The 25037-nt window shown below is 46.8% G+C and carries 22 protein-coding genes; 6 read left to right on the forward strand and 16 right to left on the reverse strand.

Annotated features, from left to right (window positions below; genetic code table 11):
• Positions 1 to 308: 308 nt before the first annotated feature.
• Positions 309 to 2702, forward strand: a complete 2394-nt coding sequence (locus EII41_RS05375) for an ABC transporter permease (protein WP_124789742.1) — start codon at positions 309 to 311, stop codon at positions 2700 to 2702.
• Between the two features lie 130 nt (positions 2703 to 2832).
• On the opposite strand, the gene dnaA is transcribed toward EII41_RS05375, so the two are convergent.
• The 6 genes from dnaA to rpsF form a co-directional block, all read right to left on the reverse strand.
• The gene (gene dnaA / locus EII41_RS05380) at positions 2833 to 4236 is read right to left on the reverse strand and encodes a chromosomal replication initiator protein DnaA (RefSeq protein ID WP_124751184.1); all 1404 of its coding nucleotides are present in this window, start codon (positions 4234 to 4236) and stop codon (positions 2833 to 2835) included.
• Between the two features lie 364 nt (positions 4237 to 4600).
• Positions 4601 to 5485 carry an MlaD family protein gene (locus EII41_RS05385; RefSeq protein ID WP_124751183.1) on the reverse strand — a complete coding sequence of 295 codons (885 nt, stop codon included), beginning with the start codon at positions 5483 to 5485 and terminating at the stop codon, positions 4601 to 4603.
• 22 nt (positions 5486 to 5507) lie between these two features.
• Positions 5508 to 6653, reverse strand: a complete 1146-nt coding sequence (locus EII41_RS05390) for an N-acetylmuramoyl-L-alanine amidase (protein ID WP_124789743.1) — start codon at positions 6651 to 6653, stop codon at positions 5508 to 5510.
• A gap of 105 nt (positions 6654 to 6758) precedes the next feature.
• Complete coding sequence (rplI, locus tag EII41_RS05395) at positions 6759 to 7205, reverse strand: 50S ribosomal protein L9 (protein WP_124751181.1); 447 nt, start codon at positions 7203 to 7205, stop codon at positions 6759 to 6761.
• A gap of 26 nt (positions 7206 to 7231) precedes the next feature.
• Entirely contained in the window at positions 7232 to 7510 is a 279-nt protein-coding gene (rpsR, locus tag EII41_RS05400; RefSeq protein WP_124751180.1) for a 30S ribosomal protein S18, read from the reverse strand.
• Between the two features lie 2 nt (positions 7511 to 7512).
• Positions 7513 to 7869 (reverse strand): 30S ribosomal protein S6, encoded by a 357-nt coding sequence (gene rpsF / locus EII41_RS05405; protein WP_124751179.1) that lies wholly within the window; start codon positions 7867 to 7869, stop codon positions 7513 to 7515.
• A gap of 118 nt (positions 7870 to 7987) precedes the next feature.
• Between rpsF and EII41_RS05410 the strand changes: the two genes are divergently transcribed.
• From EII41_RS05410 to EII41_RS05430, 5 genes are all read left to right on the forward strand, one after another.
• On the forward strand, positions 7988 to 9526 hold the full coding sequence (locus EII41_RS05410) for a capsule assembly Wzi family protein (protein WP_124789744.1): 1539 nt from the start codon (positions 7988 to 7990) through the stop codon (positions 9524 to 9526).
• A 225-nt stretch (positions 9527 to 9751) separates the two neighbouring features.
• Positions 9752 to 10183: a hypothetical protein gene (locus tag EII41_RS05415; protein WP_124789745.1), complete on the forward strand. Its 432-nt coding sequence runs from the start codon at positions 9752 to 9754 to the stop codon at positions 10181 to 10183.
• Positions 10184 to 10211: 28 nt separating this feature from the next.
• Positions 10212 to 11693, forward strand: coding sequence for a bifunctional metallophosphatase/5'-nucleotidase (locus EII41_RS05420; RefSeq protein ID WP_185711838.1), 1482 nt, complete (start codon positions 10212 to 10214; stop codon positions 11691 to 11693).
• A gap of 9 nt (positions 11694 to 11702) precedes the next feature.
• A complete protein-coding gene (locus tag EII41_RS05425) occupies positions 11703 to 12128 on the forward strand; it encodes a hypothetical protein (protein WP_124789747.1) in 426 nt (141 codons plus the stop codon).
• Positions 12129 to 12146: 18 nt separating this feature from the next.
• On the forward strand, positions 12147 to 12893 hold the full coding sequence (locus EII41_RS05430; protein WP_124789748.1) for a DUF6261 family protein: 747 nt from the start codon (positions 12147 to 12149) through the stop codon (positions 12891 to 12893).
• Positions 12894 to 13067: 174 nt separating this feature from the next.
• Here the strand turns inward: EII41_RS05430 and EII41_RS05435 are convergent, their stop codons facing one another.
• The 10 genes from EII41_RS05435 to EII41_RS05480 all read right to left on the reverse strand — a co-directional run bounded on the left by EII41_RS05435 (position 13068) and on the right by EII41_RS05480 (position 25027).
• Positions 13068 to 14414: a glucose-6-phosphate isomerase gene (locus EII41_RS05435; RefSeq protein WP_124789749.1), complete on the reverse strand. Its 1347-nt coding sequence runs from the start codon at positions 14412 to 14414 to the stop codon at positions 13068 to 13070.
• Between the two features lie 37 nt (positions 14415 to 14451).
• On the reverse strand, positions 14452 to 15450 hold the full coding sequence (locus tag EII41_RS05440; protein ID WP_124751195.1) for an NAD(P)H-dependent glycerol-3-phosphate dehydrogenase: 999 nt from the start codon (positions 15448 to 15450) through the stop codon (positions 14452 to 14454).
• Between the two features lie 32 nt (positions 15451 to 15482).
• Positions 15483 to 17219, reverse strand: coding sequence for a lysine--tRNA ligase (lysS, locus tag EII41_RS05445; RefSeq protein ID WP_124789750.1), 1737 nt, complete (start codon positions 17217 to 17219; stop codon positions 15483 to 15485).
• 426 nt (positions 17220 to 17645) lie between these two features.
• Complete coding sequence (locus EII41_RS05450) at positions 17646 to 18149, reverse strand: thioredoxin family protein (protein ID WP_124789751.1); 504 nt, start codon at positions 18147 to 18149, stop codon at positions 17646 to 17648.
• Positions 18150 to 18545: 396 nt separating this feature from the next.
• Positions 18546 to 19250, reverse strand: coding sequence for an MgtC/SapB family protein (locus tag EII41_RS05455; protein ID WP_124789752.1), 705 nt, complete (start codon positions 19248 to 19250; stop codon positions 18546 to 18548).
• Position 19251: 1 nt separating this feature from the next.
• The gene (locus EII41_RS05460; RefSeq protein ID WP_124789753.1) at positions 19252 to 20523 is read right to left on the reverse strand and encodes an alpha/beta fold hydrolase; all 1272 of its coding nucleotides are present in this window, start codon (positions 20521 to 20523) and stop codon (positions 19252 to 19254) included.
• Positions 20524 to 20587: 64 nt separating this feature from the next.
• Positions 20588 to 22849: a leucine-rich repeat domain-containing protein gene (locus tag EII41_RS05465; protein ID WP_124789754.1), complete on the reverse strand. Its 2262-nt coding sequence runs from the start codon at positions 22847 to 22849 to the stop codon at positions 20588 to 20590.
• A 12-nt stretch (positions 22850 to 22861) separates the two neighbouring features.
• Entirely contained in the window at positions 22862 to 23776 is a 915-nt protein-coding gene (locus EII41_RS05470; protein ID WP_124789755.1) for a dihydroorotate dehydrogenase, read from the reverse strand.
• Positions 23764 to 24543: a dihydroorotate dehydrogenase electron transfer subunit gene (locus EII41_RS05475; protein ID WP_124789756.1), complete on the reverse strand. Its 780-nt coding sequence runs from the start codon at positions 24541 to 24543 to the stop codon at positions 23764 to 23766. Before EII41_RS05475 ends, EII41_RS05470 begins: the two co-directional genes overlap by 13 nt.
• A gap of 37 nt (positions 24544 to 24580) precedes the next feature.
• Positions 24581 to 25027: a DUF4870 domain-containing protein gene (locus tag EII41_RS05480; RefSeq protein WP_124789757.1), complete on the reverse strand. Its 447-nt coding sequence runs from the start codon at positions 25025 to 25027 to the stop codon at positions 24581 to 24583.
• Positions 25028 to 25037 lie beyond the last annotated feature (10 nt).

A 25037-nucleotide genomic window follows, 5' to 3' on the forward strand; every position in this document is an offset into this window, starting at 1 on the left:
ATCTGTAACGAGGCGGCTTTTTCGTTATAGCAACCTGAAAATCATTTTTTCCTACACCGGAAAGTCTACTGTGTTTTATGCTCTTGAAGTCGGTTTCAACTCAAGTGCCTAATTGAAGCTAAAAAGGTTGTTCAAAACATTTGTCTTGGTACAAAAGACTAAAGTGTCCAAAAATTAGACATCGTTGTCCAATTTTTGGACACCATAAAGCAAATAGAGTTTTTACAACTGACTGATTCGTTGATTGATTGCTGTATTGGCATTGTTTTTGAAAGAACATGACCGAAAGAATCTAAAAGCGAAAAAAGATGTTGTTAAGGCGATTAAAGAAAAGTAAATCATTGCGATTAGTCAACTTATTGGGACTATCGGTTATTTTTGCGTGTCTGCTACTTTCGTATGCCTATATCTGCAAGGAAACAAGCTATGACCGGTTTCACCCGTATGCCGAGCAGATCGTCCGGTTATCTTTTCGGACAGATAACGAACCGATCGATGTGCGTATTCACGGATTCGGACCATCCGATCCGGCATTAGCAGGCATTACAGGAATAGAAGCCGTCGTCAGAATGCACAAAAGCGAGAGTGGAGAATTGCGGCACGAAGGAAAAAATTACCTGACGGATCATTTCTATTTTGTAAGTAAAAATTTCTTTGAAGTGTTTGATTTTAGTCTTTTGAACGGTGATCCGCATACCGTCCTGAACGCTCCGGAGAAAGCCGTAATCAGCCGCAGTTATGCCAATCGACTGTTTGGCGATACTTCCCCCATAGGGAAAGAGTTGGAGCTTGTTAACGGACGTAAATTTGCCGACCGTAAAGTGTTTATCAGCGGCGTTTTTGAGGATTTTCCGGAAACGTCTCACTTCCATACGGATTTACTTGTCCATTTACCGGACGATGCTATAAGTTTGTTTTCATACGTTTATCTGTTGCTTCATCCTCAGACCAATATGACAGACTTGGAGCAAGGTATTGCCGCCAATCTGGAAAAACTGAACAGCAATGCTCCGCGTAAGGTATCTCCCTTGTTATTTCCGCTAACCGATATTCATTTGCATAGCCATTTCCAACGTGAACACGAACCGAATGGAAACATTTATTACATTTACTTGATTATCGGTGCTAACTTGCTATTGTTACTAATTGTGCTCTTCAATCTTTGGCTGAATGCCGGACTGATTTTTTCGTTCAATCGCCGATATTATCAGTTGTTACGGCTTAACGGAGCATCGTCATGGCGCGTCTTTTGGGACGAATGCTTGCTGGCGATCATTCTGGGAGGCGCAGCGGTGTTTGCCGGGCTGCTTTCCGCACAATCGGTGATGCCCGATTTATTTTCCGAAGCTGTATCAAACACAAAGGCTCTAATCTTGCTTTGTACTTTATTTCCGATCTTGGTGATGGTAACGTCTGTCATACCGGTTATCCGTCATATGTCTTCTACGCGCTTTTTAAGTATGCGCTTCCATCCTCACGGTGCGGGATTTGCTTTATCGAATATCAGGTATATGTTGATCGGGCAATATGCGATTGTTATGTTTGTGGTCATTGTGAGCGTCTGTATTTCAAGACAAATCGGGCTGATTCGTATCAGCCAGATCGGAGGTAAAGAGCGAACTATTTTGGTGATGAGAGAACAGCCGTCGAGCGTGATACGAGGCTACGGGTTGTTGAAAGCCGAATTGGCTAAGCATCCCGAGATTCATCGGGTTACCTCGGCTATGCAGCTGCCCGGCTCAGCCATTCGGGACGGCGTGTATGTACGTACTGACCAGGAAAGCGAAGAAGAAGGTCGACGACTTCCTGTACTCGTTGTCGGTGAAGATTTTGTTCCATTCTTCGGCATTCGTCTTCTCTCGGGAACAGATTTTAGCAAAGGATTACATACCCTCGAAGAAGAAGAGCAAATGCTTTTTGACTCGATAGACGGCCAACCTGCACCAGACCTAACGGAAGAATATATTATTAACCGAAAAGCGGTGGAAGTGCTTGGATTTGAAACACCGGAAGAAGCTGTCGGGCAACAGCTGCATATTCGTCATGGGAAAGGAGGGATCGATTATATTAATAAAGGAACAATCGTCGGGGTAACGGAAAATTTCAACTATACGACGACTTATGACGATGCGATCCCTCAACTGCTACTGCAACGTGCCCTCTTTCAACATTGCCTGATGGTCTACCTCTCACCCGATAATACGGAAGAAGCTCTCCGCACATTTAATCGTGTCTGGCAGCAAATTAATCCGGATTATCCGGCACACTACACTTTTCTGCACGATGTATACGACGGCATCTATTACAACGAACTGCATGCCGAACAACTGACCCATATCTTTTCTGCACTATGCTTGCTGGTGGCTACATTAGGCTTGATTATTGTAATGGCTTTCATCGTGAAACGGAAGACAAAAGAGATAGGTATCCGTAAAATAAACGGAGCGCAGCCTTCGGATATTCTTCGTATGTTGAACTATCGCTTTGTACTTTGGATTGGAATCGCTTTTTTGTTAGCCGTACCGGGAGCTTATTTCGTGTTGGTGAAATGGTTGGAAATCTTTGCTTTCAAAATCTCACTGGATTGGTGGGTATTCCTATTGGCAGGATTGTGTGTACTGCTGCTTTCGGTTGCGGCCGTTTCGTGGCAAAGTTTGCGTGCCGCTACGATCAATCCGGTTAAAACGCTGAAAAGCGAATAGAAACTTATTCAAAAGAATATAAAAAACGTTCCGAAAAACTGACTGTCGGGCGAAAGCGCATATATGCTGCGTGTTTCACCCGATAGTCAAACGACATATTCTTTTATTTCAATTAATTACCGGTTGGATATTAGTTTCTTAAACAGCCTTCAATGGTTTCCACGGTCGAACGGAAAGTTTTATTTATTTCCATTTGATCTTTCACAGTCTTACAAGCATGCAAAACAGTGGCATGATCTTTTCCTCCGACGATTTTACCGATATGTGAAAACGACGACTCCGTGTATTTTTTGGCCAGATACATCGTGATTTGACGTGCCTGTACAATTTCTCTTTTTCGTGAGGGGGTTTGAATCAGCGCCTCCTCGAGGTTAAAATAGTGACATACGGTCTCTTGAATCTTCTCGATAGAGAGCTGCTTCTCCTCGATTCTTACCGTCTGGGCAATCACCCGCTGAGCCATTGCCATATCGATACTTTTGTTGTTTATCAACGAATGGGCCATGAGAGAGACTAAGACGCCTTCCAGATCACGAACATTATCCGTTACGTTGTCAGCGATATAGTTAAACACATCGTCGTTGATTACTAATCCTTCGTGGGCGATCTTGTTACGTAGAATTTTTCTGCGCAATTCCGGATCGGGACGTCCCAATTCGGCCGTGAGTCCCCATTTCAGACGGGTAATCAGTCGCTCTTCCATCCCTTGCATATCAACCGGAGCCTTATCCGATGTCAGCACCAGCTGTTTTCCCAGCTGGTGTAGGTTGTTGAATATGTGAAAGAAGGCTTGCTGTGTCTTGACGAGTCCCACCAACTCATGGATATCGTCCAGAATCAAGACATCCAGACTTTGATAAAAATTCAAGAAGTCGTTCGATGTATTTTTTCGTACGGCATCCGTATATTGTATGCGGAAACGGTTAGCCGACACATATAATACACGTTTCTCGGGATGTAACTCCCGAATGCGAACACCGATGGCATGACAGAGGTGAGTCTTTCCGACCCCTGACGGCCCATAGACAAACAACGGATTAAAGGTTGTTTTTCCCGGATCGTTCGCAATAGCTTCGCCGGCTGTCCGTGCCAATTTGTTGCTGACTCCTTCGAAGAACGTTTCGAAAGTATATTTCCGGTTCAATTGTGAATCCAGATCTTGCGGAGCCACCTGTGAAAAGGGGGTGAACGGGACTTTGTTCACATCAAGCGGCGTATTCCGTTGAGGAGCGGCAACGCCGTTTTCGGTCGGGTAATCTACCGTACCGTTCGAAGAACCTTGATCAACCATTACGCGGTAATTCAGAATGGTTCCCTCGCCAAAGACACGAGGAATCGTCATCTTGAGTACACTGACGTAGTTTGCTTCCAGATATTCGTAAAAGAAAGGACTGGGTACCTGAATCGTGACCTTACGATCTTCGTAAGACAAAGGGACAATTGGCAAAAACCATGTTTTATAAGCCGCTTCCGGTACAATATCCTTGATAATGGACAAGCATCTACTCCATAATAATTGACAGTCTGATTCCATATTTTAACAATATATAAATAATCTCACAATATCCAATTCGATTTTCGAGTTGTAAAGGTCGGCATTATTTTCAAAATAAAAAATGAGGTGTGTCCCTACATAAGCAGGTTGAGCGTCAGTAGGCGATTGTATCATAGCTGTTTGTGTATATTGTGCTGATTCTTTATGCCTTATGACTGCTTCGAGAACATGACTTCTTGATAATACGGCTATTTTATGCCGGCGTGTTCTTTTTTACACATTGCGTAAGTTTTTCTTTGTTTTCCGGAAAACTCGCCAATAAACCGTCTGCGGTGCCATTTTCAAAAAAACAAGTGCCTTTTTAAATATAGAATGGCTCTAAGTTTGTTTTGCTTTTAAGGAGCTAAAACAATGAAAAACGAACATACCGTTTCGGGTTCTGTTTCAAGTCAATAAGCAGATCAGAAGCGTTTATAACCGTCTTATTCAAATTGTTATAGAGCAATGTGTCGTTAAGTAAAAGCCCCAATGAGTTATCTTTTGCATTTAATTTCGTGGTTGTTTGTCCCAAATTGTCGATCGTTAAATTCAACGACTGAATGCTACCTTTTAAATTCAGATTTTTCATTTCCTCACTCAAGGCTGCAAAATTATCCGTTGTCGTTTTTAAATTTGAGGCAATCACCGGCACATCATTACCGAGTAATTGATTTAATTGCCGCGACGAGACTTCAAGGCTGGCCGTTGTTTTTTCGATATGGTCTAATGACCGCGAGAGCGCCGGATGGCTGACTAATAATTGCAAGCTGTATAAGATCGAATCCAATTTGGGGAGCAGGTCGATAATCTGAGGAAGCATTTTCTCTTGTACCGAGGTCATCATATCTTCAGGAGACCGCCCTTCGATCGTATCACCGGATTTCAGGTATTCGTCTACATATTTATTCAAATGGATATGCAGTTCTCCTCCGCTCAGAAGTGTTTTTTCCAGAGAAATATAGCTTCCTTTATTGATGCGCATGCTCTCTTCCAGGCTGATCTCAACCATGATTTTTCCGGTTGTTGAATAGTCATAAGAAATACTGCGTACGAGTCCGACTTTAAAGCCTTCAACAAAAACAGGACTTGATATGGTTACGTCTTTAACATTCGAGCAGGCGACGTAATAATGATTGGCCGGGCGAAAGAGGTTAATCCCTTTCAAATAATTCACACCGATATATAACAATACGAGGCTGATGATGGTTACGATACCGATTGTTACCTCTTTACTAAACTTCATCTTCATTTTCTTTCGCTGTTTTATAAGTTTATTTTAAACGTTTTCCGTCTTTCATCCGGATGATGAAAGCGTCTCGGAAGTCTTTGGATATTTTTTTCTGAATCTTCTGAATTTCTTTGAAGTCCGATGATTCTCCGTACGTATATTTATAGGTTTTACCTTCCTGATAGAAATCTGCTTTGTAACCTTTCAGTTTGGGAGAATGTGCCGGCAACCGTCTGTCCGAAGTCAGAATCTGTACTTTATAAACGACTTTTCCGCTTATCTTTTCATTTGCTTCAGGACGAGGCGTCTCTGTCCCTGTTTTCTTTGCGTTCTGCTGTTCTTTTTTCCGGAGCGTCGGTGGATCTTCGTTGGTCTTTTCGGTTATTTGCGTATTCGTGATTCCTCCCTGTTTACGAACATAATTCCGCTTATAACGCGAAAAAGCACTATAAATCGCTTTGGCCAATTTGTTTTGTCCTTCGGTCGAATGCATGTAGCGTTCTTCTTCATGATTGGAAATAAATCCCAATTCGATAAGTACACTGGGCATACTGGTGGCTTTCAGCACGAGAAATCCGGCTTGCCGAACTCCACGATTTACACGCCGGGCTGCTACGAATTCTTTCTGAATCTCCGAGGCAAACGAGACGCTCTGTTCTACATGCTTATTTTGCATGAACTCGAAAATAATATATGATTCCGAAGAATTCGGATCGAAGCCCTCATAACGTTGTCTATAATCATCTTCTAACAGAATAACGGAGTTTTCGAGCATGGCGACTTCCAGATTTTCTTGCGTCTTCGCCAAACCGAGGGTATACGTTTCAGCCCCTTTGACGGAGGCATTTTTTTTCTTTAACGAATTGGTATGGATAGAAATAAACAGATCGGCTTTGTTTCGGTTGGCGATATTGGCACGTTCGCTCAACTCTACGAATTTATCCGTTTTACGGGTATAAATCACCTGCACGTCGTCGTGTCCGGCCGAGATCAGATTTCCTAACTTGAGGGCGACGGCAAGGTTGATTGTCTTTTCGTTCGTCTTTACCCCTTTAGCTCCGGGGTCTTTCCCGCCGTGACCGGCGTCGATTACTACGATAAATGTATCTCCTTTAGCTAAAAGAGGCAGAGCAATCCCGCACAACACACAGATTACCGGTATGACGAAAAGAAACCGTAATCTGTTCATCGTATATATCTTTTACGAATCATGCAGCAAATATAGTAATTTCCGAATAGATATGAAAAAAGGCCTCAATGGAGGCCTTTTTAACATGTATGGCAAATCGGAATATCAGGCTTCCGATATGACTTCGAACGGAATTTCGACCGAAACTTCTTTGTGAAGCTTCAGCACGGCATGATATGAGCCGACTTCTTTTACCGCATCCTTGATAAGGATTGTCTTACGGTCTATTTCGAATCCTTTCTTGGCCAATTCTTCAGCAATCTGAATATTCGTTACTGAACCGAAAATGGTACCGGTCGAACTTGTTTTTGCACCGATCGTCAACGAAACACCTTCGAGTTTTGCAGCCAATGCCTGTGCATCTTCTTTGATCTTGGCCAGTTTGTGAGCACGTTGTTTCAGGTTTTCAGCCAGCACTTTCCGTGCCGACTCCGAAGCAATCACTGCTTTACCTTGCGGGATTAGAAAGTTACGTCCGTAACCGTCTTTCACGTTTACGATATCGTCCTTGTAGCCTAAGTTCGCTACATCTTCTTTCAAAATAACTTGCATATTCTGTCTCCTCTTTACGTTTAAAATTATTTCATCAAATCGGTTACATAGGGCAGCAATGCCAAATGGCGTGCTCTCTTCACGGCCTGTGCCACACGGCGCTGAAACTTCAGTGACGTACCGGTGATACGGCGCGGAAGGATTTTTCCCTGTTCGTTCAAGAATTTCTTCAGAAACTCAGGATCTTTATAATCGATATATTTGATTCCGCTCTTTTTGAAACGGCAATATTTTTTCTTCTTTACATCCGACGACATCGGGGTCAGATATCTGATTTCCGTCTGATTGCTATTTGCTGTTGCCATAATTAATTCTCTTTTTCTGTTTCTTTCGATGCTTTCTTCAAACCTCTTCTCTTCGCAGCATATTCAGCCGCATACTTGTCTTGACGGAAAGTCAGGAAGCGGATAACGCGCTCGTCGCGGCGGAATTGTGTTTCCAATGTCGTAATCGTTTCCGGATTTGCCTTAAACTCAATCAGCCAATAAAAGCCGGTTGTCTTTTTCTCGATCGGATAAGCCAGTTTACGCAAGCCCCAATCTTCTTCATTCACAATCTCCGCCTTTTCGGCAGAGAGCACTGCTTTGATTTTGTCTACCGCTTCCTTCATCTGTGCGTCAGATAAAACGGGAGTTAAAATGAAAACGGTTTCGTAATTGTTCATAAATGTTACTGTTTTAAAATTTGCGGTGCAAAGGTAGTCATTTTCTTGACATATCCAACTTTTCGCGATGAAGTTTTTTTTCGTAGCTTTGCGGTCGTTTATCATGTAATGCTCGATAATGAAACGATATTTTCGCTTTTTTTTATGTGTTGCCGGTATTCTTTGCTATATCGGAGGATATGCCGAACAAGCGGATACGCTACGTCTATATACATTATATTATACAGGAGCGTTCGGCTCCGTAGCTTCGAATGATCTGACGCCTTTCGGTATCGTGAACGGCCGGTACGGCAAAGTTCCTTTGAAAGCGAACAATGGCTATCTGTATGGTTCCGTATATCATCGGCAACAGTTGGGGAAAGGGTTGGGCTGGCATGCCGGGGTGCAATTGATCGCTTCAACATCGCGTTATCGGAATATATATCTGCAAGAACTTTATGCAGAGGTATCGTATAAGAACCGATTTTATCTGAGTGCCGGAAGTCGTGAGGGGAGAGACGATGGATACAATCCGTCGCTTTGGGATCGGCAGTTGAGCAGTGGTGATCTGGTGCTTTCGTCGAATGCTCGTCCTATTCCGGAGATCAATTTCTATATCCCGCGTTTCCTGACGATTCCGCGCACCGCAGGCTGGTTGCAGGCGAAAGGAAATTTTGCCGTCGGGCGTTCGTTCGATACGGACTATTTGGAGTCGTTCCGGGGGGCACAGCAGACATACGTTCGGAATGTGTTGTGGCATCATAAGTCGATGTATCTGCAAATACAAGATACGCGCGGAGATTTTCCCGTCTCGCTGATACTCGGCGCGCGTCATTTCGCGCAATGGGGTGGCACATCAACACATCCCAAATTGGGAAAGCAACCTCGATCGGTGAAAGATTTTCTGCGTATTGTGGCGGGTACGTCGGGAGGAAGTGACGCGAGTATTTCCGACCAGATCAATGTGTTGGGGAATCATTACGGCTCCTACGATTTTCGTCTGGCCTACGAGCCCGGAGACTGGTCGATTTTCGGGTACTATCAGCATTTTTTCGACGACCGGTCGGGTATGGAATGGTATAACGCATGGGATGGCCTGAAAGGGATTCAGCTTCAGCTACCTCGTCTGCGATGGATGAATAAGGTGGTTGTGGAGCGTCTCTCTACGATGGATCAGAGCGGGCCGTTTCATTTTATCGAGTTCGACCATGACAAGTATCCGGGCTACGGAGGAGGAGCGGACAATTATTACAATAACGGCGAATATACGACGGGGGCTTCGTATTTTAACCGTTCGCTCGGTTCTCCGCTTCTGATTTCGCCGGAATATAATACAAACGGAGTACTTGGTTTCCGTCATAACCGGGTACGTGCATGGCATCTCGGCATCGAGGGAGAAGTGTCCGGGAACGTGGCTTACCGGGTAAAAGCCTCTTCGGTCGAGAGTTTTGGAACACCGTATGCACCGACCTTGCGTAAGCTGACTCTTTTTTCGATCGCGACCGACTGGCGTTATACTTATCGTTCACGTTGCGCGAAGAAAGAACACGAAACACCCGGCTGGGAGTTCGGAGTAGCTGCCGGAATGGACTGCGGTTCGTTGCTTGGAAATCATTGGGGAATAAGCTTCTCTGTAACAAAAAGCGGAGTGATCAGCCGCACGTTCCAACGAAGATAAACGTTCGGTACATCCCCTGAGCAAAGGCGTTTTCGGAACGCTTTTCAGACACCTATCCATCGATCGTAACGAAAGCGGGGAATCGCCTCCTCAAAAAAAATGAGTAAATTACTCATACGAAAATGAGTAATTTTACTCATTGACGTACCCCTTATACCTCTTTATCTTTGTACCGTGATTCTTAATAGAACTTTTTGAACGTTGAACCTGTAAAAAAACAAGACAATGAAAAAGACGAAGCGTAATTTAGCAGCAAGTATGCTGTGTGTGTTATTGATCATCGTATGGGGAACCGGTTGTGGTGGTACTCAGAAAGAGCAAGCAGACGGTGAAGAAAAAGCGGCCACGTTTGTGTACGAGATTGAAGACATCTTCCAGCTCAAAGACAACGGAGTCGTGGTGGTAGGAGAAGTATTGGACGGGAAGTTAAAGGTGGGCGACAAAGTGAATTATTACGATTCGGTCGGCGATAAAATCTTCGTTTGTACCGTTTCGGCCATCGAGCAACCGCCTCAGACAGGACTGAAAGAGGCTTCGGCCGAAGGGGAACACACGCATTATGCGTTTATGATTGAAAATAAAGGAAAAACCGATTTCGAGATAAAAGGATATCTCGTCAAAGGCGATTTACACAAGTGGCTTGCCCAAGAAGAATAAGGAAACTGCATTTAAAATGAACAATAGAATGAAAACGATTCAAAGAAAAACGTGGGCAGTCATTACGCTGTCCGTTATCGTACTGCTCTCGTGGACAAGTTGCGGTACGAGCCGCAAACAGGCACTTGTGCCGCAGGAGCCGAAAATGTTGCATATTCTGGCGGTAAACGATATGCATGCGGCGATCGACAATTTTCCGCGCTTCGCTTTTATAGTCGACAGCCTGCGCGCGTTGTATCCCGACATGCTGCTTTTCTCGGGTGGCGACAATCAGACCGGTAATCCGATCAACGATCAGTATTCGCCCAAAGGATTACCCATGATCGAATTGATGAACGCCCTGCGGTTCGATGTTTCGGCCGTCGGTAATCACGAGTTCGACTGCGGTCCCGAAGGCTTCCGGCTCTTGCTCGAAAAGGCATCGTTCGATTTTCTCTGCGCCAACCTTGCGCCTCCGACCGGGAAAACGTACCGTATCCTTCCGAACAAAACGATCAAGATGCCTAACGGACTGACGGTCGGCGTGACGTCGGTATTGGCCATCAACACGGGAGGAATTCCCGATACGCATCCCGACAATGCGGTGGGATTCACTTTTTACGATCCTTTTGAAACGGCATCCAAACAATTAGCGATGCGCGACCGTTGCGATGTCTTCATTTATCTCAACCATTTGGGATTCGAAGAGGATATGGCGCTGGCCGGTCAGTTGCCGAAAGACGCGGCCGATCTGATAATCGGCGGACATTCGCATACGAAGATCGACAACGAACAGTTTCATCACAACATCCTGATTACGCAGGCCGAGAACAAACTCAAATATGCGACGCTCATCACGGTCAAGGTAAATCCCGACGGTACGAAAGAACGCCACATGAAACTGCTGCCTGTGGGGAAAAAAGGCAACGAACAAGCGACCGTTCGTGCGATGGTAGACAAGTACAACGATAATCCGGCCATGAAAGAACTTCTGGCCGAAGCGACGGACGAATTTACGAGCTACGAACAGGTAGGCTACCTGATGGCCGACGCGCTGCGCGACGGTACGAAAACCGAGATCGCGCTGATTAACCACGGAGGCGTGCGCATTGAGCAACTATCGAAGGGAGGGATTACCGTGCGTGATGTGTACACCATGGATCCTTTCGGCAACGAATCCGTCCTCTTTAAACTTACCGGACACGAACTGAAAGCGCTCTTTATCGCCGCCTGGCCGCTCGACGAGGAACTGCCCATCTATCCTTCGGGATTGAAAACACGCTACCTCTTCGCGCCCGACGGTACCGTCAGCAACGTGGAACTGTTTATGCCCGACGGCACACCGGCCGATATGGACCGTACCTATACCGTAGCGATGAACAACTATATGGCTTCGGTCTACAAGTACGAGCATCAAGATCCGGGTACAGGGCTTTTCCAGCCTACGGCCGAGAATATGATCCGGTATTTGAAAGCGTTGAAAACCGTTCCCAGCTATCGGAACGAACAACGCGTAGAGCTGAAGAAGTAAAACAGCCTGTTGACTTATAGTCAAAGCACCGAAAACGGAAAAAAGCGTGTCTTGACTATAAGTCAAAGCACCGAAAACGGAAAAAAGTACCCATTGACTATAAGTCAAAGCGTCGAAAACGAAAAAAAGCGTCCATTGACTATTAGTCAAAGTGTCGAAAACGAAAAAAAGTGCCCATTGACTATTAGTCAAAGCGTCGAAAATGGAAAAAAACGTGTCTTGACTATTAGTCAAAGCATCGAAAACGAAAAAAAGCGTCCATTGACTATTAGTCAAAGCATCGAAAACGAAAAAAAGCGTCCATTGACTATTAGTCAAAGCGTCGAAAACGAAAAAAAGCACCCATTGACTATTAGTCAAAGTGTCGAAAACGAAAAGAAAGCATCCGTTGACGAATCGTCAACGCGAGAAAAAAGGAACAGATATGAATCATAAACGAGAGGAGATAAAACAATGAATGAAGAAAAAGTAAGAGGTCTCAACATTGCAAGGCTTCAAAATCATGAACAATTTGGTTTCATCACCGAATTTAAGATGGAGTTGCAACGGTCGAATATCGGCCCGCTACTGCCGTTTGTTGACCAACTAACGCCGCTTGTGGAAGAAGAAGATCGGGCGCTGGAGTGGATCAGACGCAGTGAGCATACCCGGCAGCTGGCCGAACTCGATACGGCATGCGACAATTGTTATCGGGGCTTGATAAAAACGGTTCACGCGGCGCATCACAGCCCCGAAACCGACGAACGCGATGCGGCCGAACTGCTGGAAATCCCGTTGCAGACATACGGCAATTTCACGGTCGAGAGTTATGAGATACAGCACAGCAAAACGCGGAATTTGATTCAAGACCTGCGGCTGCCCAAATATAAGCCGGCGGCCGATCTGCTTGGCGTCAGCCGATGGGTAGAACGTCTCGAAAAGGCCGACGATGCGTTTATGACGCTCTACCGTATCCGTCGCGACGAGCAGGCTCAGACGGCTCAGGAGCATCGTCCGCTGCGGGTCATCCGTGGCGAAGTGGAGCGAAAGTATCGTGAAATCGTGCGGCATATCAACGCGTTGGCCGTGCTCCAGCCTCATGCCGAATTGAGCGCGCTGATTGCTCGCATCAATGTGCATATCGACCGTCTGAACGCTGCGATGGCTACGCGCTCTACGCGCGCCCGCAAGAAGCAGGAAGACGAAACGAACGAAGGATAAACGGGCCGGAGAGAGAATCCCTGAGGGAATTTTCTGCGCGGCGCGTACTTTCATAGGCGGGGAAGTTCGGAAGAGCCGTTCGGAAAAATAAACCACAGTCTCCGGCCTACCTTTAAAAAGCCCCCCTTCCCGGTTCACAACCGAAAAGGGGGGCTAACTTTTTTACCCTCTCCTTTATTTAAGTTTTTTGCGGATGGCTTTACTTTCTTTTTCGTAACCGGGCTTGTCGAGCAGAGCGAACATATTCTTTTTATACGCCTCTACGCCGGGTTGGTCGAACGGATTAACTCCCAACATATAGCCGCTGATGCCGCATGCTTTCTCGAAGAAATAGAACAATTGACCGATGTAGTAGGCGTTGAGTTCGGGCAAGGTGATTTTGATGTTGGGCACGCCACCGTCTACGTGTGCCAGCTGGGTACCGAGCTCCGCCATTTTGTTGACCTCATCCACCCGCTTACCGGCCAGAAAATTCAGGCCGTCCAGATCGGTTTTATCGCTCGGAACAGTCATTTTATGATCGGGCTTGGCAACCGAGATGACGGTTTCAAAGATCGTACGTTCGCCTTCCTGTATCCATTGTCCCATCGAGTGGAGATCGGTCGTCAAATCGACCGATGCGGGGAAAATCCCTTTGTGGTCTTTTCCTTCGCTTTCGCCGTAAAGCTGCTTCCACCATTCGCCGATGTAGTGCAGTTTCGGATGAAAGTTGGCTAAAATCTCGATCTTTTTGCCTTTGTCGTAAAGGGCGTTGCGCGTCGCGGCATACATCGCCGCGATGTTCCGGTCGAACGGTTTTTTTACATCGGTCGCTTTTTCCATGTCGCCAGCTCCTTGCACAAGGGCGCGGATATCGATACCTGCCACCGCGATCGGGAGCAAGCCCACCGGAGTGAGCACCGAGTAGCGTCCGCCTACATCGTCGGGGATTACGAACGTCTTGTACCCTTCCTTGTCGGCCAGCGTGCGAAGCGCGCCTCGCGAACGGTCGGTGACGGCCACGATGTATTTCCGGGCTTCGTCGACACCGATATTCTTTTCCAGTTGTTTTTTCAGGATGCGGAACGCGATGGCCGGCTCGGTCGTCGTGCCCGACTTGGAGATGTTGATAATACCGAACTTTTTGCCTTCCAGCGTAGCGCACAGTTCAAAAAGATAATCTTCGCCGATATTGTTTCCGGCGTAAAGCAGCACCGGATTCTTGCGTTTCGACGTTTGCAACCAATCGAAGCTGTTGTTCAACGCCTCGACGACTGCTTTCGTGCCGAGATAGCTGCCACCGATACCGATCACAACGACAGCCTTGCATTTGCGCAGTTGAGCCGCCGTTTTCTCAATGTCTTTCAGTTCCTCTTCGGTGATGGATGAGGGCAGGTTCAACCAACCGAGAAAATCGCTTCCCGGTCCTGTACCTTTGTGCAGCATTTCCATGCTTTGGGTCGCTTTCGGGGCCAATGCCTCGATTTGTTTGCGAGTCACCGCACCGAGTGCTTTATCAATGTCTAACGTTATTGTTTTCATCTTTCTGTTTTATATATTGGTTTTCAACGTTCCGTTTTTATGTGAAAGTTTCTGCCAGTTGGCGGATGATGGTCATCGGCGATTTCCGTTCGTAGAGAATATCGTACAGCGCGTTCAGAATAGGCATATCGACCTGATACTTCTCGTTGATTTCGTGAATACACTTGGCGCCGTAATACCCTTCGGCAATCATCTCCATCTCCAGTTGTGCCGTTTTGACCGAATAACCTTTCCCGATCATTGTTCCGAACGTCCGGTTGCGGCTGTAACGTGAATAGGCCGTCACTAATAGATCGCCCAGATAGGCTGATGCGGTAATGTCGCGCGGCAGAATATGCGCCGAGTCGAGAAAGCGCTGCATCTCTTTGATCGCGTTCGACAGCAGAACGGCTTGAAAATTGTCGCCGTACTTCATGCCGTGGCAGATACCCGCTACAATCGCGTACACATTTTTCAGGACAGAGGCGTATTCAATTCCTTTTACATCCTGACAGCACGATGTTTTCAGATAATTGTTGCGGAATATGCGGGCCAGGTCTTCGGCCTTTTGCAGGTCTTTACATGCCAACGTGATATACGAAAGCCGTTCGAGCGCGATTTCTTCGGCATGACACGGCCCCGCGATGATGGCAAGATTCTCCAACGGCACCTGATAACACTGCGCGAAATAGTCGGTAATCAGCATATTTTCGTCCGGTACAATACCTTTGATGGCCGAAACGATTATTTTATTCCTTAGAGGCGTTTCGAGTTTTTGCAGATGCTGCTTGAGGAAAGGAGAGGGAGTGGCAAAAATCAGGATGTCGGACTGTTCGACCACTTCATTGATGTCCGAATAAAAACCGATTCGATCGGTATCGAACGATACGGCCGACAAGTAGCCGGGATTATGCTTCATCCGCCTGAAATCTTCGATTGCTTGCGGACGACGCATATACCAGTGAATATTCGGCTGAGTAGACAGTACGATTTTGGCCAACGCCGTAGCCCAGCTTCCGCCTCCCATAATCGCCACCTTTCCGAAAATATCTTTCATGTCGTAGAATTTGGTAGTTGATGATTTGTTGTTTAATGCCCCGTAACGACCTTGATCCATGCTTCGACCGTTTGTAACGGAGGCAATTCCAATCCGAGATTGTATTTCTTGTTCAGCTCGAACAGCGATTGTCTTAGCAATTGCGGATTAGCTCCTTCCAACATCTCGACCGTTACAAAGCCTGCTTTCTGTATCGCCGGTACCCATTCGGCCGGTATTCCTAACGGAGCATATTTTTCGGGTGCATCTTTCTTCACCGTCTTCTCCGGACGCATTTGGGGGAAGAACAACACCTCCTGAATCGTCGTTTGTCCGGTCATCAACATCACCAGCCGGTCGATGCCGATTCCCATGCCGCTCGTCGGAGGCATGCCGTATTCGAGCGCACGCACAAAGTCCATATCGATAAACATCGCTTCATCGTCTCCTTTCTCACTCAGGCGCAGCTGTTCCTGAAAACGCTCCAGCTGGTCGATCGGATCGTTCAATTCCGAATAAGCGTTACAAAGTTCCTTGCCGTTGACGATAAGCTCGAAACGTTCGGTCAGGTCGGGATTGTCGCGGTGACGCTTGCAGAGGGGCGACATCTCGATCGGATAGTCGGTGATAAACGTAGGTTGGATATAATTTCCTTCGCATTTTTCGCCGAAGATTTCGTCGATCAGTTTACCTTTACCCATCGTTTCGTCTACTTCGATGTCGAGCTGTTTACACGTTTCACGTAACTGGGATTCATCCATTCCCGTAATGTCGATTCCGGTAAATTCACGAATGGCTTCGATCATCGTCACTCGTCTGAACGGCGCCTTGAAGCTGATGGTCTTATCGCCGACCGTTGTTTCTGTCGTACCGTTTACGTCGAGACAAATCTTTTCAATCATCTGTTCGGTAAACTCCATCATCCAATGGTAATCCTTGTACGCTACATAAATTTCCATGCAGGTAAATTCGGGATTATGCGTACGGTCCATACCTTCGTTGCGGAAGTTTTTCGAGAACTCGTAAACCCCCTCAAATCCGCCGACGATCAGACGCTTCAAATATAACTCGTTGGCAATGCGAAGATACAAATCGATGTCGAGCGCATTGTGGTGCGTGATAAACGGGCGCGCCGCAGCTCCTCCCGGAATAGATTGCAGAATCGGCGTCTCTACTTCCAGATAGCCTCGGGTGTTGAAATATTCACGCATCGAAGCGTAGATTTTGTTACGCTTGATGAAAATATTTTTCACGTCGTTATTGACAACCAGATCGACATAGCGCTGCCGATAGCGCAACTCCGGATCATTGAAGCCGTCGTACACCACACCGTCTTTTTCTTTGACTATGGGTAACGGACGTAACGACTTCGAGAGTACCGTCAGCTCTTGTGCATGAACGGATATTTCGCCCATCTGTGTGCGGAAAACGAATCCTTTGACGCCGACAAAATCGCCGATGTCGAGCAGTTTTTTGAACACGGTATTGTACAGTTCCGTGTTGTTTTCGTCCGGGCAGATGTCATCACGAGTGATATATACTTGAATACGTCCGGTCGAATCCTGCAATTCCATAAATGAGGCTTTGCCCATGATGCGACGGCTCATGATACGTCCGGCAATCGTTACTTGCCGTGGTTGGGCATCGTCGTTGAAGTTTGCTTTTATTTCATCGGCATATCCGTTAACCGGATACGCGGCAGCCGGATACGGGTTGATATTCATCTTGCGCAACTGTTCGAGACTGCCGCGCCGGATGATTTCCTGTTCGCTTAAATCTAATACGTTCATTACTTGGTCAAAAATGGTAATAATCGTGCAAAAGTACAAAAAAATATTCGGATAGCCCATGTATTTCTTTTTTTTGATGCCACGGCTGACGCATTAAAATTGTAAACTTGCTTTTTGGGGGAATCATCATTATAACGATTTATATGTATCAGCTCCTGTCTTGTTAGAAACGTTCTTCTTAGTCGAAGATTCACGCTTAGAGCGAAGAATGATTCACTTACCAGACTTCCTGATTTTAATCGTCTTTCCTTCGACTTTCTCGGACAGTATCCCTCTTGGTATGAAGTCGAAGCAGCAACTTCTTGAATGTCGAAGCCCAAACCAAAATTTTGCCGGAGAAAAACATCAGTTTGTCGCTTGAATAAAAAAGAGGCTGTCTTAAAATTAAAGACAGCCTCCTTTCTAATGCGATTAAAATGAATGTAGTTACACACTTTTGTGTACGATTCGGGATACGGCTTCGGGAGTCAGGTCTACACCTACAATCACCCCTTTAGCGTCTATCAGAAAGTTTCTCAGTCCTTTCTTCAAACCGTACGCTTTGTATAGCGACGACGATTTTCCCTTTCCATCGTACCACTGATTCGCCGATTCCAGTCCATCTGTTTTCAAAGTCTCCGTAAATACGGATAATTTTTCATCCATCGAAACGGAATACACTGTAATACGTGTCGAATCCCAATCTTTCACTTTGTTCCAAAGCGCTATGTTGCGAACACGGGAATCAGCGTCGTAAGCTGCCCAGAAATTTACTAACGTGTAGCCTTCGGAACGATTTCGGAAATCAATATCTCTATTGTTTTCCAAAGACTCTATCCTCGGAGCAAGGTCTCCCAAACGATATCCTTCGGTCATCCCTGCTTTATCCGTCCCGGCCGATAAGAATAACCCAATCACCGCGGCGGAGAGTACACAAGTTCCAATCTTCATACTTTATATTTATAGTGAAAAAAACATCGAAAAACATATCGGGAATACTCGCCCCGCTTGTCTGTTCAGACCGCAAGAAACGCTTATTTCTTCTATATTTTTCGACCCCCTGAGTTTCAGGAGTGAGAAAAAAAGACCGCCTTCGCTAAGGCCGGTCTTTTACCTCAATTCGCATGCAAAGATAATGCAAAATTTCAGAGCAGAAATCGATTTAACATTACTTGACGCCTGAAAGTCAGGCCTGAAATCGTCTGCGACCAACGACTTTTCTTATTTTATCGGCTTTCTGAACCATTCCTGCTTTTCAAACGGCCGATTTATATGGAGATGATTACGAATATCTTTCATAATATTCCGTTTTCGATTGATATACAAACAGGAAGAAGATAAAGTTTGTCAGGCTAAAATCTTAATTTGTGTTATGTAACCGTTTTTACGAATGGCCGTGAACAGGCTGATATAAGAAGAGCGCGGTTTGACATTAACTTTATACGTAAGTACAGCCGTGTCGGTCTCGTAGTTCAATTCGTAAGAATTACTCATGACGTAGACATTTTGCTCTTCCAATGTCTTGCGCATCAATTTCAAATCAGGCTCTGACGTCGAACAGGTAATCACCAGAATTTTATTCACTCCGTCGAGCAAAATCCGTTTCTCGAAACGCTCCAACGATATCAGAACCGTTACGGTAAGCAACGTCACGATAATAGCGGCCGTGAACATACCGGCCCCCACGGCCAGTCCGATGACGGCTACCACCCAAATACACGCTGCCGTCGTCAGTCCGTACACGCTGCCGCGACTCTGGATAATCGCGCCGGCACCCAGAAAACCGATACCGGTCAATACCTGTGCGGCAATACGCCCCGGATCGCCGTTCAGAAAATTCGGATAAATCTGCGGAATCCAGATCGAGATCAGCATCGCCATGGTAGAACCGAGGCAGATGAGGGTGAACGTGCGCAAACCGGCTTCCCGACGACGCATCTGACGCTCCGTACCCACGATCGCGCCTAACATAAAACTAATGATCAATCGCAGTATGGTAGTCCATACATCGATCTTTGTACTGCTCATCACTTCATTTAACCATTCCATCATTTTACTTGTATTTGGGAAGATACGACATCAGATAAATAAAATAAGAGACGCCCGCACCGGTATGGTTACCCGGCACATCGATGAACTTCACTTTGCCTCTGGAAGCATGATGTTTCGCCGCATATCCTTGTGCGTTTTCGAAATGAACCGTCCGGTCGTCTTTTCCGTGAATCAGTACGAACTCGCACCGGTTATCCCAAGGTTGCAGGCTGTTCGCTTCGAGTATCGCATCAATTTGCGCATTCGCATGATGCGTGTTATGTATAAACGCGTCTGTAAACAAGTCGTGCGTCTTGTCGGGGAACTCCTTATATGTATGACTCTTTCCGTCGAAGTAAACGGCCAGCCTCGACGCGTATGGCTCTTTCAGCAGGCGTCTCACATCCAAATCGGGATAACTGTTCTTTTTATACCCGTAAATAGCAAGAGGCAACAGATATGGCTCCGGCATCGTTTCCGAAGTCCTTACCTCGTCGGCGATATTTTTCAGCAGACAAGGCGTACCCCCGGCCAGCAGTAGATCGACCGTTAGACCGTCTATCGGATTAACTTCCAGTTCGCGTGCCACTTGTGTCGCGACGAAGCCGCCCAACGAATAGCCGGTGACAAGTACATTTTTCTTTTTGGCATAATGATTCTCCTGTAGCACTTTCTGTGAGGCTCGCATGAAATCGATCGTGGTACGCACCATCGATTTTTTCTCGATATATGGAATAAAACATTTTTGGTACGAGTCGCCAAACCCTGGGTAATCGGGAATCATAACGATATAGCCTTTCGATGCCTGCCACATCCAGAAAATCAGGTAAGCCTCCAGAGTGGAAGCGTCGTAGTCCGTCAATTGTCGGGTAGGGGCCTGTTTGTCGAGTACATACGTGTAGGGAGGCGCAAGTATTTGCCGATGGAGCGTCGCCGAGTCGATGGCCGGCGGTACCAACAACACGCCGGACAGGGTGATTTTTTCGTCGGATCCGTTCGGATTCGCAGAGGTGCATATAACCTTGAATGCACGCAACTGAATGTCTCCATCAAAAACAGGCGTATTACCGATCAGACTAAACGCCGAAAGTCCGAGTCCTTTTTCCGCAGCTTTCAGTTCGGCAAACGTGAATTCTTTTAAAAGCTTCCATTTTACCCCTAATACCTCTTCCGGTTTGAGAGGGTTATCCGGCCGGTCGATAATCGAAGGAAGATTTTCGTCGCAGGCTGTAAACAGATACAGCGATGCGATAAACCATCCCAGCAGATATTTTATTAGCCTCTCTTTTTTCATGCCCTCCGTTTTTTACATACGTTATGGAGGGTAAAAATAGGCATTTCCGCCCATACCGACAAATTTACCGATAATTTACCTGTGCTTTAATCGGGTAAGCCAGTTTTGAATAGACCACCTCGCGAGGACAGTAAAGCGTTTCTAACGCAGGCATCGGAGCAGATTCCAGAAATTTGAGCTTTAAGTTTTGACGCACATCGATTACTTTTAACTCATTGCCCATGCATTTCAGTCGCTTGAGCATCGGATTCTTGCTGACATCCAAATCACTTAATCGGTTGTGCGAACAATTGAGCGACTCTAATGCGGGATTCTTCGCAAGGTTCAACTCGCTGATCGCATTTCCGTTGCACGCCAATTCGATGAGTGCGCCGTTATGCGAAACATCGACACGATCCAGTGAATTACGTCCGCAATCGAGAATCCGAAGTGCGGAATTACGGCTTACATCGACCGAGGTGAGCTGGTTCTCACTGCATACCAAACCGGTTAGTGCCTGATTGCGTACCACATCAATCACCGTCAGTTGGTTCGCACTGCAATCCAGATAGTTTAAGCCGCTATTCTGCGATACGACGAGCATCTTCAATTTGTTTTTTCCACAGTTCAGGGTGTCGAGTTGTTGATTCTTCGTGATATCAAGTGCCGTCAGATGGTTGTTATGGCAGCTCAACACACGGAGAGCAAGATTCTTAGCAATGTCCAACTTGATAAGACGGATGCTGTTGCAATGCAAGCTCTTCAACGACGGATTATGGCTTATGTCGAGTGTGATAAGGTTGTTCTCGGAGCATTCCAGATCGGTCAGCATCGGGTTTCTACGAACATCTAACCGGTGAAGTTTATTGCGGGAACAGTCCAGCGATTTCAAGGCCGGGAAATAACTCATGTCTAATGCCGTGATACGGTTATCGCTACATTTCAGTTCTTCGAGCGATGAGAAATATTCAAGTCCTTCGACGGATGTCAGTCCCAGTCGCGAGCAATCCATCGTTTTGACGGCACGCGCTTCCGCCCCCGACAACTCGCCGTCGCCATTCGTATCGTACCGTCCGAACAGGAAAGCAGCCAATACGGCATCGGGTACGGTGATGTTTCCGGTGTATGTTCGTATGGCGGTGCGGCGTTGCTCTTCCGCTATACGCTTTTCTTCTTCCAGTTTACGCAACTCGGCCTGTCGGCGGGCTTCATCGTAATACCTCTCACGGGCGGTAAGCGGACGCTCCGCAGAGGCTTCTTCTCCGCTTTTTACAGCCGTTTCGGGAGCTTTCGTCGTCTCTTCTTCCTTTGTCTTTTCCGTTGCGGCAATATATGTTTCAATTTCCGCCGTTGCCGTCTCCGTATCTACGCGATAGGTCGTTACCGAAGCAACCAGATAACTCAGGTTTTGATACTCCGAACCTTTGATCAGGTAGACAGAAGTTAGTGATGGCATCGCGTTGCAATACAGATTTTTGAGTGCCGGATTATGCGAGACGTCTAATGTTGTCAGACGATTGATACTGCATTCCAGATCGGTCAATGCCGTATTTCGCGAGAGATCGAGAGCCGTTAAACGGTTGCTGCCGCAATCGAGATCGGTCAGCGCCGTATTGTGAGAGACAACGAGCGAATCCAGTTTGTTGTGGCCGCAATAGAGTTGCGACAAATGGATATTGGTTTTCAGTTCCAAAGTTGTCAGCAGGTTATTATTGCAAAACAAATGCTCCAGATTGGCATTCTGTGCCACGTCGAGCGAAGTCAACCGGTTTTCCGCACAATTCAGCCATCGTAGCGATGGGCACGAACTGACATTCAGCGATTCTAAACGGTTCGTACCGCAGTGGAGTAGTGCAAGGGCACGACAATCCTCAAGTCGCAAATGCGTCAAGCGGTTATTGTCGCAGAGCAGCTCCTCCAATACTCTATGACGACCGACATCGAGCGATCGTAACAGATTATTCCGACAATGCAATTCGGTCAATTCTACGTTCTGACTGACGTCGAGCGAATCGAGCCGGTTATTATCGCAATGCAGTTTTTTTAGCGCCTGATTGCGGCTGAGATCAAGCGAAGTAAGGCCGCCGCGTTGGAAGTAATTCGCATACGAACAGTCGAGTTCTTCCAAGGCCGTAAAATATTCAATTCCCTGCAACGAAGTGAGCGGTTTATCCGTACATTCGATTTTCCGCACGGTACGTGCCTCCTCGACCGATATTTCACCGTCGTTGTTCGTATCGAAGTTTTCCAGCAGATACGTTTTGAAGGTTGTATCGGGAATGGTAATCTGTTGCGCGCCGGCGTACAACGACGTGGCCGCAAAAAATAGAAGAATATTTTTTCTCATTTGAATAAAGTCTTAATCTATGGTCAATGCACCGACCAGCTCGGCAACAGAGGCGAACCCGTAACGCTCGCAATAAGCCTCGATCCCTTCGATGACACTCACCGAAACCGTCGGATCGATGAAATTATACGTTCCGATCTGAATGGCTGTTGCGCCGGCAAGCATAAATTCGATGGCGTCCTGCCATGAAGCGATCCCTCCCATACCGATCACCGGAATCCGCACTGCCGAAGCCGTTTGCCATACCATCCGAAGAGCCACAGGTTTGACACAAGGGCCGGACAATCCTCCCGTCACGGTCGAGAGCAAGGGACGACGACGCTCGACATCAATTGCCATGCCGAGCAACGTGTTGATCAGCGACACCGCGTCTGCTCCTTCGGCCTCCGCCGCACGAGCGATCTCGGTAATATCGGTTACATTGGGCGAGAGTTTTACAATCAGTGTCTTAGGGTAAACTTTACGCACTGCGCGCACCACTTCGGCGGCCGACGACGCGCAAACCCCGAACGACATGCCTCCCTGCTTCACATTGGGACAGGAAATATTCAGTTCGATGGCGGGAATCCGGTCCAGCGCGGCCATTTTTTCGGCACATTCGACATACGTCTCGATGGACGAGCCGCTGACGTTGACAATCATATTCGTATCAATCTCGCTGAGTCGCGGATAAATCTCACGCGCAAAATAGTCGGCGCCTTTGTTTTGTAATCCAACGGCATTGAGCATCCCCGACGGTGTCTCAGCCATACGTGGATAGGGATTTCCTTCGCGCGGTTCCATCGTCGTACCTTTCACAACGATCCCGCCGAGTCGGGCGATATCGAACAAATCGGCGTATTCGATCCCGTAACCGAACGTTCCCGATGCTGTCATTACCGGGTTTTTCAATGTCAAACTTCCTATGGTCGTTGTCAAATCTGCCATGTCAATCGATTGATGTTAAATACCGGACCTTCGGTGCAGGCGCACACATTGCCTTCGGTGGTGCGCTCGACGCAACAGAGACATACGCCGAAACCGCATGCCATCATATTTTCGAGCGATACTTCGCAAGGTGTTCCGACTGTCTTCGCATATTTCGCCACAGCCATCATCATCGGCTTGGGGCCACAAGTATAAATTTGTCCGAATGTTTTCTCTTTCAATATGGAATGTTGTGTGACCAATCCTTTTTCTCCCATCGATCCGTCTTCGGTCGTAATGTATACCGATCCGTGCTTCTCGAAATCTTCACGTTGCAGGATGTCGCTTCCCGAACGGGCACCCAAGAGGAATACGGGGGTAAACCCCGCCTTCTTCAACGACTCACCCAAGTAGAGCATCGGTGCCGTTCCAACTCCTCCGCCGACCAGCAGTAGTTCCGGCGACGACGGTTTCTGCGGTATCGAGAAGCCGTTGCCCAAAGGCAACAACACATTCACCGTTTCGCCTGCTCTATACCGCGCCATGCGTCGCGTTCCTTCACCGATCAGACGTATCAGTAGCCACAGCTCGTTTTGTATTCGATCGACATAGTTGACCGAAATCGGACGGCGCAGAAAAGTCGATGGCGAGTCGTCGACACGCACCTCTACGAATTGTCCGGGAACCATTTCGGGTAATGTCTGTTCGGTCGTCAATTTCAACAAACAATAGTCATGGTGTAACGGCTCGTTCGATGTCACCGTCATATCCAGCAAGTATTTCTTCATCCTCTCCATTTTACTCCACAGGTGCCAAGTGTGCGGTTTATTTCAGGAAACGGATGGTCAGCGGATATTTCCATGATTCGCCATTCAGCGCCTTGACGATGGCGATAATGATCATCACAAAAATAGCAATGCCCACTACGGGAACGATGACAAGGCCCACAATCGTTATACATAACACGATAATATATAATGTATAGCTGATTTCGAAATTGAGAATTTCTTTGCCGGCCTCGTCTACTTTTGCACTTTTGTCTTTATACAGTAACCAAACGATCAGCGGTGCGATAAAGCTCGACAGAAACTGTGAGGCATGCATCAGTCCGACGAATGTCCGTTCGTCTATTCCCAAATCCCATGCCGGCTGTCCCGGCGAAGAAACGGGTGGAGTGAGAAGTTTCGCCTTTTCACGTTCATATTCCTCGTGCGTAATGGCACCTTCGTCCAGCAATTTCTTCAATTGTTCCAGTTTTCCGTATGTATCCATCCGTATCTTT

The sequence above is a fragment of the Tannerella forsythia genome (genome assembly GCF_003860135.1).
Classification (GTDB): domain Bacteria; phylum Bacteroidota; class Bacteroidia; order Bacteroidales; family Tannerellaceae; genus Tannerella; species Tannerella forsythia_A.